General features: G+C 59.2%; 13 protein-coding genes. All 13 read left to right on the forward strand.

The window, feature by feature from the left end; genetic code table 11:
- Positions 1-12: 12 nt before the first annotated feature.
- The 13 genes from pyrH to rnhB all read left to right on the forward strand — a co-directional run bounded on the left by pyrH (position 13) and on the right by rnhB (position 12646).
- A complete protein-coding gene (gene pyrH / locus RGV33_RS06590) occupies positions 13-756 on the forward strand; it encodes a UMP kinase (RefSeq protein ID WP_003219327.1) in 744 nt (247 codons plus the stop codon).
- Positions 753-1310, forward strand: a complete 558-nt coding sequence (gene frr, locus RGV33_RS06595; RefSeq protein ID WP_322143577.1) for a ribosome recycling factor — start codon at positions 753-755, stop codon at positions 1308-1310. Before pyrH ends, frr begins: the two co-directional genes overlap by 4 nt.
- 17 nt (positions 1311-1327) lie before the next feature.
- The gene (gene uppS, locus RGV33_RS06600) at positions 1328-2083 is read left to right on the forward strand and encodes a polyprenyl diphosphate synthase (protein ID WP_003219323.1); all 756 of its coding nucleotides are present in this window, start codon (positions 1328-1330) and stop codon (positions 2081-2083) included.
- Complete coding sequence (locus RGV33_RS06605) at positions 2083-2889, forward strand: phosphatidate cytidylyltransferase (protein ID WP_322143578.1); 807 nt, start codon at positions 2083-2085, stop codon at positions 2887-2889. The genes uppS and RGV33_RS06605 overlap by 1 nt, the downstream gene beginning before the upstream one ends.
- Complete coding sequence (ispC, locus tag RGV33_RS06610) at positions 2886-4076, forward strand: 1-deoxy-D-xylulose-5-phosphate reductoisomerase (RefSeq protein WP_322143579.1); 1191 nt, start codon at positions 2886-2888, stop codon at positions 4074-4076. The genes RGV33_RS06605 and ispC overlap by 4 nt, the downstream gene beginning before the upstream one ends.
- A 53-nt stretch (positions 4077-4129) precedes the next feature.
- Positions 4130-5482 carry a sigma E protease regulator RseP gene (gene rseP, locus RGV33_RS06615; protein ID WP_322143580.1) on the forward strand — a complete coding sequence of 451 codons (1353 nt, stop codon included), beginning with the start codon at positions 4130-4132 and terminating at the stop codon, positions 5480-5482.
- Between the two features lie 74 nt (positions 5483-5556).
- Positions 5557-7944, forward strand: a complete 2388-nt coding sequence (gene bamA, locus RGV33_RS06620; protein WP_322143581.1) for an outer membrane protein assembly factor BamA — start codon at positions 5557-5559, stop codon at positions 7942-7944.
- A gap of 44 nt (positions 7945-7988) precedes the next feature.
- Positions 7989-8492: an OmpH family outer membrane protein gene (locus RGV33_RS06625; protein WP_003219314.1), complete on the forward strand. Its 504-nt coding sequence runs from the start codon at positions 7989-7991 to the stop codon at positions 8490-8492.
- A 3-nt stretch (positions 8493-8495) separates the two neighbouring features.
- Positions 8496-9551 (forward strand): UDP-3-O-(3-hydroxymyristoyl)glucosamine N-acyltransferase, encoded by a 1056-nt coding sequence (lpxD, locus tag RGV33_RS06630; protein ID WP_322143582.1) that lies wholly within the window; start codon positions 8496-8498, stop codon positions 9549-9551.
- 110 nt (positions 9552-9661) lie between these two features.
- Positions 9662-10102, forward strand: a complete 441-nt coding sequence (gene fabZ / locus RGV33_RS06635) for a 3-hydroxyacyl-ACP dehydratase FabZ (protein ID WP_003219309.1) — start codon at positions 9662-9664, stop codon at positions 10100-10102.
- The gene (gene lpxA / locus RGV33_RS06640) at positions 10099-10875 is read left to right on the forward strand and encodes an acyl-ACP--UDP-N-acetylglucosamine O-acyltransferase (RefSeq protein WP_322143583.1); all 777 of its coding nucleotides are present in this window, start codon (positions 10099-10101) and stop codon (positions 10873-10875) included. Before fabZ ends, lpxA begins: the two co-directional genes overlap by 4 nt.
- Before the next feature lie 2 nt (positions 10876-10877).
- Positions 10878-12017, forward strand: coding sequence for a lipid-A-disaccharide synthase (lpxB, locus tag RGV33_RS06645; RefSeq protein WP_322143584.1), 1140 nt, complete (start codon positions 10878-10880; stop codon positions 12015-12017).
- Complete coding sequence (gene rnhB / locus RGV33_RS06650) at positions 12014-12646, forward strand: ribonuclease HII (RefSeq protein ID WP_322143585.1); 633 nt, start codon at positions 12014-12016, stop codon at positions 12644-12646. Before lpxB ends, rnhB begins: the two co-directional genes overlap by 4 nt.
- Positions 12647-12678 lie beyond the last annotated feature (32 nt).

Raw genomic sequence — 12678 nt, forward strand, 5'->3', positions numbered from 1 at the left:
GAGAGATTCGCAATGGCTCAGCAGGGCAGTGGTCATCAGGCTCGCTATAAACGCATTCTACTCAAGCTTAGCGGCGAGGCCCTGATGGGGTCGGAAGAGTTTGGGATCGATCCCAAGGTACTTGATCGCATGGCGCTGGAAGTCGGCCAACTGGTCGGTATCGGTGTTCAGGTCGGTCTGGTGATCGGCGGCGGCAACCTGTTCCGCGGTGCAGCACTGAGCGCTGCCGGCATGGATCGGGTGACGGGCGACCACATGGGCATGCTGGCCACTGTGATGAACGCCCTGGCGATGCGCGATGCCCTGGAGCGCGCCAACATCACCGCGATCGTCATGTCGGCTATTTCCATGGTTGGCGTAACGGATCACTATGATCGTCGCAAAGCCATGCGTCACCTGGATGCCAAAGAGGTAGTGATTTTTGCTGCCGGTACCGGCAACCCGTTCTTCACCACCGATTCGGCAGCGTGCCTGCGTGGTATCGAGATCAACGCAGACGTGGTGCTCAAGGCCACCAAGGTTGACGGTGTCTACACCGCAGACCCATTCAAAGACCCGCATGCCGAGAAGTTCGATCATCTGACTTATGATGAAGTGCTGGATCGCAAGCTGGGCGTGATGGACCTGACGGCCATTTGCTTGTGCCGCGACCACAAGATGCCGCTGCGCGTATTTAACATGAACAAGCCCGGCGCCCTGCTGAACATCGTACATGGCGGCGCGGAAGGGACTCTGATCGAGGAAATCGAACAATGATCAACGAAATCAAAAAAGACGCTCAAGAGCGCATGCAGAAATCCCTGGACTCCCTGAACCATGCATTTGGTCAGATCCGTACCGGCAAGGCTCACCCAAGCATCCTGGGCAGCGTGATGGTGCCGTACTACGGTACTGATACTTCGATCACTCAAGTGGCGAACATCACTGTAAAAGATTCGCGCACCCTGCAAGTCGTGGCTTTTGAGCGCAACATGCTCGGCGCTGTCGACAAGGCGATCCAGAGCGCCGGCTTGAACCTCAACCCGACCAACCTGGGTGAGCTGCTGCTGATCTCCATGCCGGCCCTGACTGAAGAAACCCGCAAGGGCTTCACCAAGCAGGCCCGCAGCGCCGCTGAAGATGCACGGGTTGCCGTGCGCAACATTCGTCGTGATGCCTTGGGTGACCTGAAGAAGCTGGTCAAGGACAAGGAAATCAGCGAAGACGAAGAGCGTCGTGCTGTCGCCGATATCGACAAGCTGACTAAAGACGCCGAGGCCCAGATCACCAAGGCCACGGAAGATAAAGAAAAGGACCTGATGGCCGTATAAGGGGTCAGGACGCCTTCATGGAAAAGACCAAGCAGACTGTACCCTCTGTGGTGCCGCGCCATGTCGCGATCATCATGGACGGGAATAATCGCTGGGCGAAGAAGCGCTTTATGCCGGGTGTCGCCGGGCATAAAGCGGGTGTCGATGCTGTGCGTGCCGTGATCGAGGTATGCGCTGAGGCCAAGGTCGAAGTGTTGACCCTGTTCGCGTTCTCCAGTGAAAACTGGCAGCGCCCGGCCGAGGAGGTCAGTGCCTTGATGGACCTGTTCTTCAAGGCCCTGCGTCGTGAGGCCAAGCGCCTGAACGAGAACAACATCAGCCTGCGCATCATCGGCGACCGCTCGCGGTTCCATCCCGAGTTGCAAGCGGCCATGCGCGAGGCCGAGGCGATCACTGCCGGCAGCAACCGTTTTGTGCTGCAAATTGCAGCCAACTACGGCGGCCAGTGGGACATCGCCCAGGCTGCGCAACGCCTGGCGCGGGAAGTGCAGGCCGGTCATCTGCGACCGGAAGACATCACCCCCGAACTGTTGCAAACCTGTCTGGTGACTGGCGACCTGCCGTTGCCCGACCTGTGCATTCGTACCGGTGGCGACCACCGCATCAGCAACTTCCTGTTGTGGCAGTTGGCCTATACCGAACTGTACTTCTCCGACCTGTTCTGGCCGGACTTCAAACACGATGCCATGCGCAATGCGCTGGCCGATTTCGCTTCCCGTCAGCGTCGCTTCGGTAAAACGAGCGAGCAGATCGAAGCTGGAGCCCGGGTTTAATGCTTAAACAACGAATCATCACGGCGCTGATCCTGCTGCCTATTGCCTTGTGCGGGTTTTTCCTGCTTGAGGGCGCAAACTTCGCGCTGTTCATTGGCCTGGTTGTGACACTGGGTGCCTGGGAATGGGCGCGCCTGGCGGGCTTCACCGCGCAGTTGCCGCGTGTGGTGTACGCCGCTGTCGTGGCGTTGTTGATGTTCCTGATGTACGTCCTGCCGGACGTGGCGCCTTGGGTGCTGGGTGCGGCGGTGTTGTGGTGGGCGCTGGCGACCTATCTGGTGCTGACCTATCCAGGCACCAGCAGCCATTGGTCCAGTGTCGCCTGCAAGCTGGTGATCGGCCTTTTGATCCTGCTGCCCGCCTGGCAAGGCCTGGTCTACATCAAGCACATGCAGTTGGGGAACTGGCTGATCATGGCGGTGATGGTGCTGGTGTGGGGTGCCGATATCGGTGCCTACTTCTCCGGTCGTGCTTTCGGCAAGCGCAAGCTGGCACCGGCTGTCAGCCCGGGCAAGAGCTGGGAAGGCGTGTATGGCGGCCTGGCGCTGACCCTGGTGATTACGCTGGTGGTCGGTGTGGTGCGTGGCTGGACCGTCAAGGAAATGCTCCTGTCCCTGGTGGGCGCGGCCGTGGTCGTGTTCATCTCGGTAGTCGGTGACCTGACCGAAAGCATGTTCAAGCGTCAAGCCGGGATCAAGGACAGCAGTAACCTGCTGCCGGGCCACGGTGGTGTGCTGGACCGTATCGACAGCCTGACGGCCGCGATCCCGATCTTTGCCGTACTGCTGTGGATGGCTGCCTCGTGAGCCGTCTGCAACAGGTCACCGTGCTGGGCGCTACTGGCTCGGTGGGCCTGAGTACCCTGGATGTGATTGCCCGTCATCCCGAGCGTTATCAAGTCTTCGCATTGACCGGTTTCAGTCGCCTGAGCGAACTGCTGGCACTGTGTGTGCGGCACGTGCCGCAATACGCGGTGGTGCCTGAAGCAGCCGCCGCCCGTGGTTTGCAGGATGACCTGCGCGCTGCGGGCCTGGCGACTCAGGTGCTGGTGGGGGAGGAGGGGTTGTGCCAGGTTTCGGCTGACCCTGATGTCGACACCGTAGTCGCGGCGATTGTCGGCGCTGCCGGCTTGCGTCCGACCCTGGCCGCCGTTGATGCAGGCAAGAAGATTCTGCTGGCCAATAAAGAAGCCCTGGTGATGTCCGGCGCGCTCTTTATGCAGGCGGTGCGCAAGAGCGGCGCCGTGTTGTTGCCGCTGGACAGCGAACACAACGCGATTTTCCAGTGCATGCCCGGTGATTTCGCCCGCGGGTTGAGCCAGGTCGGCGTGCGCCGGATTCTCCTGACAGCCTCCGGCGGCCCCTTCCGGCAGACTCCGCTGGCCGATCTGGAGCATGTTTCCCCTGATCAGGCGTGCGCTCATCCGAACTGGTCCATGGGTCGCAAGATCTCGGTGGATTCGGCGAGCATGATGAACAAAGGGCTGGAGCTGATCGAGGCGTGCTGGCTGTTCGATGCCCGGCCGGATCAGGTCGAAGTGGTGATTCACCCACAAAGTGTGATTCATTCCCTGGTGGATTACGTGGATGGCTCGGTATTGGCCCAGTTGGGCAACCCGGACATGCGTACGCCGATCGCCAATGCCCTGGCATGGCCGGAGCGGATTGACTCAGGTGTTGCGCCGTTGGACCTGTTTGCCATTGCCCGTCTGGATTTCGAAGCGCCTGACGAGCAGCGCTTCCCTTGCCTGCGTCTGGCGCGGCAAGCTGCGGAAGCGGGTAACAGCGCGCCAGCGATGCTGAATGCGGCCAACGAAGTGGCGGTGGCAGCGTTTCTTGACCGGCGCATCCGCTTTCCGCAGATCGCGAGTATCATCGAGGACGTTTTAAACCTTGAGCCCGTCGTCGCCGTGAGTGATCTGGGCGCGGTGTTCGAGGCGGATACAAAGGCCCGGGCCTTGACCGAGCAATGGCTGGGCCGCAATACGCGTTAGCCTTTGGGTGTGTTTGAGCCTTCAGGCACTGGATTGGAATGCGGAGAAATTAGATGAGTGCGCTCTACATGATTGTCGGCACCCTGGTTGCTCTGGGTGTGCTGGTCACCTTCCACGAGTTCGGCCATTTCTGGGTCGCGCGTCGTTGCGGCGTCAAGGTGCTGCGCTTTTCCGTAGGCTTCGGCATGCCATTGCTGCGCTGGCACGACCGTCGCGGCACCGAGTTCGTGATTGCGGCCATTCCGTTGGGCGGCTACGTCAAGATGCTCGACGAGCGCGAGGGCGAAGTGCCGGCGGACCAGCTGGACCAGTCCTTCAATCGCAAGACCGTTCGTCAGCGTATTGCCATCGTCGCAGCAGGCCCGATCGCCAACTTTCTGTTGGCTATCGTGTTTTTCTGGGTCCTGGCCATGTTGGGCAGCCAGCAGGTGCGTCCGGTCATCGGTGCAGTCGAGGCGGACAGTATGGCAGCCAAGGCGGGCCTGACCGCCGGGCAGGAAATTGTTGCAGTTGATGGCGAACCAACCACTGGTTGGGGGGCGGTCAATTTGCAGTTGGTGCGTCGCCTGGGTGAAAGCGGCATCGTGAAGCTGGTGGTGCGTGAGCCGGACTCTACCGCTGAAACGCCGCGCGAGCTGACCCTGGACCACTGGCTGAAGGGTTCTGATGAGCCTGATCCGATCAAGTCACTGGGTATTCGCCCATGGCGTCCGGCCTTGCCGCCGGTGCTCGCAGAGCTGGATCCGAAGGGGCCGGCTCAGGCCGCAGGCTTGAAAACCGGCGATCGCTTGCTGGCGCTCGATGGCCAGGTACTGGGCGACTGGCAGCAAGTGGTCGACCTGGTACGTGTACGCCCTGATACCAAAATTGTGCTGAAAGTTGAGCGCGATGGTGCTCAAATCGACGTCCCTGTGACTCTGGCGGTTCGCGGGGAAGCCAAGGCGGCCGGGGGTTACCTGGGCGCCGGTGTCAAAGGTGTCGAGTGGCCACCTTCGATGGTGCGAGAGGTCAGTTTCGGGCCGTTGGCGGCAATTGGCGAGGGCGCGAGACGCACCTGGACCATGAGTGTGCTGACCCTCGATTCCCTCAAGAAAATGTTGTTCGGCGAGCTCTCGGTAAAAAACTTGAGTGGACCGATAACCATTGCTAAAGTGGCGGGCGCTTCTGCCCAGTCGGGCGTTGTAGATTTCCTGAATTTCCTGGCTTATCTGAGTATTAGCCTTGGGGTTCTGAATTTGTTGCCCATTCCAGTATTGGATGGGGGGCATCTGTTGTTTTATCTGGTCGAGTGGGCGCGTGGTCGCCCCTTGTCGGATCGGGTGCAGGGTTGGGGGATACAGATCGGTATCAGTTTGGTGGTTGGGGTGATGTTGTTAGCCCTGGTCAACGATCTGGGACGACTGTAACGCTTCGCTGAATTGCGAATCTGCCGCATTTTGCGGCAGTTTGTTTATTGCCAGTTGGAATAAGAAAGGACTTCATGAAACGTCTGCTGCTAACTGCGGTTCTCACCGTATTGATGATCGCCGAAGTTCACGCCGAGTCCTTCACCATCTCCGATATTCGCGTCAACGGCCTCCAGCGGGTTTCCGCGGGTAGCGTCTTTGGTGCCTTGCCGTTGAACGTCGGGGAACAGGCTGATGACCGTCGCCTGGTGGAATCCACTCGTGCGCTGTTCAAAACCGGGTTCTTTCAAGATATCCAACTGGGTCGTGAAGGCAACGTCCTTGTCATCACTGTGGTCGAGCGGCCTTCTGTCGCCAGTATCGAGATCGAGGGCAACAAGGCGATCTCCACTGAAGACTTGATGAAAGGCCTCAAGCAATCGGGCCTTGCCGAGGGCGAGATCTTCCAGCGCGCCACTCTCGAAGGCGTGCGTAACGAACTGCAACGCCAATACGTTGCCCAGGGCCGCTACTCGGCTACCGTCGAGACCGAAGTGGTGCCGCAGCCGCGTAACCGTGTGGGCCTGAAGGTCAACATCAACGAAGGCACCGTGGCCGCGATCCAGCACATCAACGTGGTGGGTAACACCAAGTTCTCTGATGACGACCTGATCGACCTGTTCGAACTCAAGACCACCAACTGGTTGTCGTTCTTCAAGAACGATGACAAGTACGCCCGCGAAAAACTGTCCGGTGACCTGGAGCGCCTGCGTTCCTACTACCTGGACCGTGGCTATATCAACATGGATATCGCTTCGACCCAGGTGTCCATCACCCCGGACAAGAAGCACGTCTACATCACTGTCAACGTCAACGAAGGCGAGAAATACAAGGTTCGTGACGTCAAGCTCAGCGGCGACTTGAAAGTGCCTGAAGACCAGGTCAAGTCCCTGTTGCTGGTGCAGAAAGACCAGGTGTTCTCGCGCAAGCTGATGACCACCACGTCCGAGCTGATCACCCGCCGCCTGGGTAACGAAGGCTATACCTTTGCCAACGTCAACGGCGTACCCACCCCGCACGACGAAGACCACACCGTGGACATCACTTTCGTCGTAGACCCGGGCAAGCGTGCCTACGTCAACCGCATCAATTTCCGTGGCAACACCAAGTCTGCTGACGAAGTGCTGCGTCGCGAAATGCGTCAGATGGAAGGTGGCTGGGCGTCGACTTACCTGATCGACCAGTCCAAGGTTCGCCTTGAGCGCCTGGGCTTCTTTAAAGAAGTGAACGTCGAAACCCCGGCAGTCCCGGGTGTGGATGACCAGGTTGACGTGAACTACGCAGTAGAAGAGCAAGCCTCCGGTTCGATTACCGCCAGTGTCGGTTTCGCCCAGAGCGCCGGCCTGATCCTCGGTGGTTCGATCACCCAGAACAACTTCCTCGGTACCGGTAACAAGGTTTCCATCGGCCTGACCCGAAGCGAATACCAGAGCCGCTATAACTTCGGTTATGTCGACCCCTACTGGACTGCTGACGGTGTGAGCCTTGGCTACAACGCCTTCTACCGCACAACCGACTACAAAGACCTCGACGTCGACGTTGCAAGCTATGCAATCGACAGCCTGGGCGTTGGTGCCAACATTGGTTACCCGATCAGTGAGACCTCGCGTCTGACCTTCGGCCTCACCGCGCAACAGGACAAGATCAAGACCGGTGTGTACACCGTGGACGAGATCTTCAACTTCGTGCGTAAAGAGGGCGACCAGTTCCTGAACTTCAAGGCTTCGGCCGGCTGGTCGGAATCGACCCTGAACAAAGGTGTACTGGCGACCCGTGGCCACTCCCAGAGCCTGACTCTGGAAGCAACCACGCCGGGCAGCGACCTGTCGTTCTTCAAGCTTGACTACCGTGGCCAGCTGTTCCAGCCATTGAGCGAAAACTACACCATGCGCCTGCACACCGAACTGGGTTATGGCGATGGCTACGGTTCGACCAGCGGCTTGCCGTTCTATGAGAACTACTACGCCGGTGGTTTCAACTCGGTACGTGGCTTCAAGGACAGCACCTTGGGTCCTCGTGGTACCCCAAGCCGTGGAGAGGGTGTGACCGGTAACCAGGGCACTTTGCCTGACTCGGACAACGACCCGCTGCCATTCGGTGGTAACGTGTTGATCCAGGGTGGTGCAGAGATTCTGTTCCCGCTGCCATTCGTGAAAGACCAACGTTCCCTGCGTACTTCGGTCTTCTGGGATGTGGGTAACGTGTTCGACTCCAAGTGCGAACAGGTCACCAACCCGAACGGCTCGAAGTCCAGCACACAGTGCAACGATATTAGTCTGAGCAACCTGGCAAGCTCTGTAGGTGTGGGCGTGACCTGGGTGACGGCGCTGGGCCCATTGAGCTTTGCTCTGGCCATGCCGATCAAGAAACCGGATAACGCTGAAACCCAGATTTTCCAATTCTCCCTCGGCCAAACGTTCTAAGCGTCTGACCCAAGATAACGACAACGGATTTGTAGGAGTGCATCGTGCGTAAGTTGACTCAATTGGTTCTCCTGGCGACTGTCCTGGTAGCGACCCCGGCCTTTGCCGAAATGAAAATTGCCGTGCTGAACTATCAGATGGCCCTGCTGGAATCTGATGCGGCCAAGAAATACGCCGTGGATGCCGAGAAAAAATTCGGTCCGCAACTGACCAAGCTCAAGACACTGGAAAGCAGCGCCAAGGGTATCCAGGATCGTCTGGTAGCCGGTGGCGACAAGATGCAGCAAGGCGAGCGCGAGCGTCTGGAGCTTGAATTCAAGCAAAAGGCCCGTGACTACCAGTTCCAGTCCAAGGAGCTGAACGAAGCCAAGGCTGTTGCCGACCGCGAAATGCTCAAGCAACTCAAGCCGAAACTCGACAGCGCTGTGGAAGAAGTCATCAAGAAAGGTGCCTTTGACCTGGTGTTCGAACGCGGTGCGGTAATCGACGTTAAACCTCAGTACGACATCACCCGTCAGGTGATCGAGCGCATGAACCAGCTGAAGTAAGCCATGACTGCGACTATCAAGCTCGGCCAATTGGCCGAGTTCCTGGGGGCTACCTTGAGTGGCTCCCCGGAGAAGGAAATCACTGGGCTAGCCACCTTGCAGGAGGCTGGCCCAGCTCAGTTGAGCTTCCTGGCAAACCCCCAATACCGCAAATTCCTGGGTGACAGCCGTGCCGCAGCCGTGTTGCTGAAGGCCGCTGACGCCGAAGGGTTTGCCGGGGATGCGCTGGTCGTTGCCGACCCTTACCTGGCGTACGCACGGGTGTCGCACCTGTTCGATCCAAAACCCAAGGCTGCTGCCGGTATCCATCCCACTGCGGTTATCGCGGATGACGCGCAGGTTGACCCTGCCGCGAGCATCGGTGCCTTTGTGGTGATCGAAAGCGGCGCACGTATCGGCGCGGATGTAACGGTAGGCGCCCAGTGCTTCATTGGTGCCCGCAGTGAGATTGGTGCCGGTGGCTGGCTGGCGCCCCGCGTGACCCTTTACCACGACGTGCGTATTGGTGAGCGTGTGGTCATTCAGTCGGGCGCCGTGATTGGCGGTGAAGGCTTCGGCTTCGCCAACTCAAAGGGTGTCTGGCACAAGATTGCCCAGGTAGGCGGCGTGTTGATCGGCGATGACGTTGAAATTGGCGTCAACACCGCTGTCGATCGCGGGGCCTTGGCCGATACCGTCATTGGTAACGGGGTAAAACTGGACAACCAGATTCAGATCGCCCACAACGTGCAGATTGGCGATCACACCGCCATGGCGGCATGTGTGGGGATTTCCGGTAGCACCAAGATTGGCAAGCATTGCATGCTCGCCGGCGGTGTCGGCCTGGTGGGCCATATCGAAGTATGCGACAACGTATTCATCACCGGCATGACCATGGTGACCCATTCGATTACCGAGCCTGGGTCCTATTCATCCGGTACGGCCATGCAGCCTGCGGCCGAATGGCGCAAGAGCGCGGCGCGTCTGAGGCAGCTCGACGATATCGCTCGGCGCCTGAAACATCTGGAAAAGCGTGTTGGGGACGTGACCCCTGGCGGTAATGCTTCATCAGATGGCTGATACCATTTCCATATCAAGTGTGCACAGCCGCTAGACTGCCTCCTTGATTTGCTAGAGGGGCGTGCCTTAGTCCGCGCGCTCCCAATCTTTATTACAGGCTTCCCCCCGAAATGATGGACATCAACGAGATTCGCGAATACCTGCCTCACCGTTACCCGTTCCTGCTGGTGGACCGGGTTACGGACCTCAATGTTGAGGAAAAGCGCATTCGTGCCTACAAGAATGTCAGCATCAACGAACCGTTCTTCAACGGTCACTTCCCTGCGCATCCCATCATGCCAGGCGTACTGATCATTGAAGCGATGGCCCAGGCTGCCGGTATCCTTGGTTTCAAAATGCTCGACCTGAAGCCTGCCGATGGCACGCTCTACTATTTCGTGGGCTCCGACAAACTGCGCTTTCGCAACCCGGTTACTCCGGGTGACCAGTTGATCCTGGAAGCCAAGTTCATTAGCTGCAAGCGCCAGATCTGGAAGTTCGAATGCCAGGCGTCGGTCGACGGCAAGCCGGTGTGCTCGGCTGAAATCATCTGTGCGGAACGCAAACTATGAGTTTGATTGACCCTCGCGCAATCATCGATCCGACGGCCGTGCTGGCCGCCGACGTTGAGGTCGGCCCATGGTCGATCATCGGCGCAGGTGTGGAAATCGGCGAGGGTACAGTCATCGGGCCGCATGTGATCCTCAAAGGCCCGACGCGGATTGGCAAACACAATCGCATCTATCAGTTTTCCTCGATAGGCGAAGACACCCCGGACATGAAGTACAAGGGTGAAGAAACACGCCTGGTAATCGGTGACCACAATATCATCCGTGAAGGCGTGACGATTCACCGCGGGACCGTTCAGGACCGCGCAGAGACCACCCTGGGTGACCACAACCTGGTCATGGCCTATGCCCACATCGGTCATGACAGTGTGATCGGCAACCACTGCATCCTGGTCAACAACACCGCGTTGGCGGGCCATGTACACGTTGACGACTGGGCGATCCTGTCCGGCTTCACCCTGGTCCATCAGTATTGCCATATTGGCGCCCACAGCTTTTCCGGCATGGGTACCGCCATCGGCAAGGACGTTCCGGCATTCGTCACGGTATTCGGCAACCCGGCCGAGGCCCGCAGCATGAACTTCGAAGGCATGCGCCGTCGGGGTTTCAGCGAAGACGCGATCCATGCCTTGCGCCGCGCCTACAAGGTGGTTTACCGCCAGGGGCTGACGGTCGACCAGGCCTTGAGCGAACTGACCGAACCCGCCGCATTGTTTCCTGAAGTCACGATCTTCCGTGACTCGATCCAGTCGTCGACTCGCGGCATCACCCGCTGATCATGGCCAAGCTGCGTATAGCGTTGGTGGCCGGAGAAGCTTCCGGCGACATTCTCGGTGCAGGCCTCATGCGAGCCCTTAAGGTCCAGCATCCAGCGGTTGAGTTCATCGGTGTCGGCGGTCCGCTGATGCAGGCTGAAGGCCTCACGTCTTACTTTCCCATGGAGCGCCTGTCGGTCATGGGGCTGGTGGAGGTGCTGGGCCGTTTGCGCGAGCTGCTGGCCCGCCGCAAAAAGCTGATTCAGACCCTGATCGAAGAAAAGCCAGACGTCTTTATCGGAATCGATGCGCCGGACTTCACACTCAATATTGAACTCAAGTTGCGTCGGGCCGGGATCAAGACCGTGCATTACGTCAGCCCGTCCGTGTGGGCGTGGCGGCAAAAGCGCGTGCTGAAGATTCGTGAAGGCTGCGACCTGATGCTGACCCTGCTGCCGTTCGAGGCCCGGTTCTACGAAGAAAAGGGCGTGCCGGTGCGGTTTGTCGGCCACACCCTGGCTGACACTATCCCGCTCGAGGCGGACCGTGCTGGCGCTCGCGCCGAATTGGGCTTGCCTGACGGGCCGCTGGTGGCCTTGATGCCGGGCAGCCGTGGTGGCGAAGTCGGGCGACTCGGCGCACTGTTTTTTGATGCCGCCGAACGGCTGCAAGCCCTGAAGCCAGGCGTGCGCTTCGTATTGCCATGCGCCAGCCCTCAGCGTCGTGTGCAGATTGAGGAATTGCTGGTAGGGCGCAACTTGCCGTTGACCCTGCTCGACGGCGGCTCGCACCTGGCGTTGGCCGCGTGCGATGCGGTGTTGATCGCCTCCGGCACTGCGACCCTGGAAGCCTTGCTCTACAAACGCCCGATGGTCGTGGCCTATCGCTTGGCGCCGCTGACCTACTGGATTCTCAAACGTATGGTCAAAAGCCCCTACATCTCTTTGCCCAACTTACTCGCCCAGCGCCTGCTGGTGCCTGAATTGTTGCAGGACGATGCAACGCCTGAAGCCCTGGCGCAAACCCTGCTCCCGTTGATCGATGGCGGCGACGAACAAACCCGTGGTTTTGACGAAATTCACCGCACCTTGCGCCGTGATGCATCGAACCAGGCGGCAGAGGCTGTGCTGACCTTGATCGGCCATAAACAGGAAGCCCTATGAAGACGCAAATGGGCCTGGATTTCAGCCTGGTCGCCGATGCCCTGGACCTGGTGGCCGGCGTTGATGAAGTGGGCCGCGGCCCGCTGTGCGGCGCAGTCGTCACCGCTGCGGTGATTCTCGACCCGAACCGTCCGATCCTCGGCCTCAACGATTCGAAAAAACTCACTGAAGCCCGTCGCGAAAAACTCTATGACGAGATCTGTGAGAAAGCCCTGAGCTGGCACATTGCTCGGGCTGAGGTCGAGGAAATCGACAACCTGAATATCCTGCACGCCACCATGCTGGCCATGCAGCGCGCCATTGAAGGCCTGCACATCACGCCAAAAATGGCGATGATCGACGGCAACCGCTGCCCCAAGCTGACAATGCCGGCAGAGGCAGTGGTCAAGGGCGACAGCAAGGTGCCGGCGATTGCCGCCGCCTCGATCCTGGCGAAGGTCAGCCGTGACCGAGAAATGGCGGCTTTCGAATTGATCTATCCCGGCTACGGCATTGGCGGGCACAAAGGCTATCCGACGCCCGTTCATCTGGAAGCTTTGGCTCGCCTGGGCCCAACCCCGATCCATCGCCGCTCGTTCGCCCCGGTTCGCCAGGCTTACGAGGCCCGGGAAAGCTTGATCGAGGTTTAGCAGCAAGGCTGATGTTTTTGCCAAGGCCCGGT

This window comes from Pseudomonas sp. Bout1 (assembly GCF_034314165.1).
In the GTDB taxonomy this organism is placed as follows: domain Bacteria; phylum Pseudomonadota; class Gammaproteobacteria; order Pseudomonadales; family Pseudomonadaceae; genus Aquipseudomonas.